Source organism: Halorubrum trapanicum (genome assembly GCF_017873555.1).
GTDB lineage: Archaea > Halobacteriota > Halobacteria > Halobacteriales > Haloferacaceae > Halorubrum > Halorubrum trapanicum.
In genome coordinates, this window is record NZ_JAGGKE010000025.1 from 1 (window position 1) to 2,056 (window position 2,056).

General features: G+C 57.7%; 1 rRNA gene. It reads left to right on the top strand.

What is annotated here, in order from left to right:
* Positions 1-1,888, top strand: a 23S ribosomal RNA gene (locus J2744_RS15230); the annotation flags it as partial.
* Positions 1,889-2,056: the final 168 nt, after the last annotated feature.

Genomic DNA, 2,056 nt, shown 5'->3' on the forward strand with positions numbered 1-2,056 from the left:
AGACGAAGGGAGTCCGGTGCGCGGGGTAAGCCTGTGTACCGTGAGGGGAACAACCCAGAGCCGGGTTAAGGTCCCAAAGTGTAGATTAAGTGCGATTCGAAGGTGGTCTCAAGCCCTAAACAGCCGGGAGGTGAGCTTAGAAGCAGCTACCCGCTAAGAAAAGCGTAACAGCTTACCGGCCGAGGTTTGAGGCGCCCAAAATGATCGGGGCTCAAATCTACCACCGAGACCTGGCCGTGCCCTTGACAGGGGCAACCGCGTAGGTTGGCGTACTGGTCGGACGGAAGCCCGGGCGAGAGCTCGTGTGGACCGTCCAGTAACGACAATCCTGGTCACAGTAGCAGCGATAGTCGGGTGAGAACCTCGACGGCCTGAAGAGCAAGGGTTCCTCGGCACTGCCGTTCAGCCGAGGGTTAGCCGGTCCTAAGGTGTACCACAACTTGACTACACCGACGGGAAGCTGGTTAATATTCCAGCGCCATCGTGCAGTAAACGCCGACGCCGTGTGGACCGCTGAGCCGGGCACTCGCCCGGTCGAATCGCGGAAACTCGTGGAAACCGTCATGGTACGAAGCGAGCGAAGCGCGAAACAGCGAAAGTCAGCCGTACATAGGGCCCGTGAAAAGGCAAGCACGATGTCCGTACCGAGATCCGACACAGGTGCTCTGGCAGCGCAAGCCAAGGCCTGTCGGGAGAACCGACGTTAGGGAATTCGGCAAGTTAGTCCCGTACCTTCGGAAGAAGGGATGCCTGCTCTCTGAGGAGCAGGTCGCAGTGACTCGGGCGCTCCGACTGTCTAGTAACAACACAGGTGACCGCAAATCCGCAAGGACTCGTACGGTCACTGAATCCTGCCCAGTGCGGGTATCTGAACACCTCGTACAAGAGGACGAAGGACCCGTCAACGGCGGGGGTAACTATGACCCTCTTAAGGTAGCGTAGTACCTTGCCGCTTCAGTAGCGGCTTGCATGAATGGATAAACGAGAGCGCCACTGTCCCAACGTTGGACCCGGTGAACTGTACGTTCCAGTGCGGAGTCTGGAGACCCCCAAGGGGAAGCGAAGACCCTATAGAGCTTTACTGCAGGCTGTCGCTGAGACGTGGTCGCCGATGTGCAGCATAGGTAGGAGACATTACACAGGTACGTGCGCTAGCACGCCACCGAGTCAACATTGAAATACTACCCGTCGGTGACTGCGACTCTCACTCCGGGAGGAGTACACCGGTAGCCGGGCAGTTTGACTGGGGCGGTACGCGCTCGAAAAGATATCGAGCGCGCCCGAAGATCATCTCAGCCGGGTCGGGAATCCGGCGAAGAGCGCAAGAGCACAAGATGGTCTGACAGTGTTCTTCCCAACGAGGAACGCTGACGCGAAAGCGTGGTCTAGCGAACCTACGAGGTTCCGGAATGGGACCCGTAGATGACAGAAAAGCTACCTTAGGGATAACAGAGTCGTCACTCGCAAGAGCACATATCGACCGAGTGGCTTGCTACCTCGATGTCGGTTCCCTCCATCCTGCCCGTGCAGACGCGGGCAAGGGTGAGGTTGTTCGCCTATTAAAGGAGGTCGTGAGCTGGGTTTAGACCGTCGTGAGACAGGTCGGCTGCTATCTATTGGGGGTGTGAGGTACCTGACGTGAACGAACGTATAGTACGAGAGGAACTACGTTTGGTCGCCACTGGTGTATCGGTTGTCCGGAAGGGCAGCTGCCGAGTAGCCACGCGACACGGGGTAAGAGCTGAACGCATCTAAGCTCGAAACCCACATGGAAAAGAGGTACCACAGAGGTCACTCGTAGAAGACGAGTTCGATAGACTCGGGGTGTACGCACCGAGGCAACGAGGTGTTAAGCCCACGAGAACTAACAGACCGAGCCACATTCATTGGCGCTGACGCGCCACGACTCGCATGAGTTCAGGCGGTACCTGGATCGCACGATATACACGGTTGGTATCGAACCAGACCGACACAGGCGTCTCTCCTCCCGATTTTACGCGGGAGCAGAGAGTCTCGGTTCGACTCCGAGAGTCGGCATAAAGGCGGCCAAAGCGGT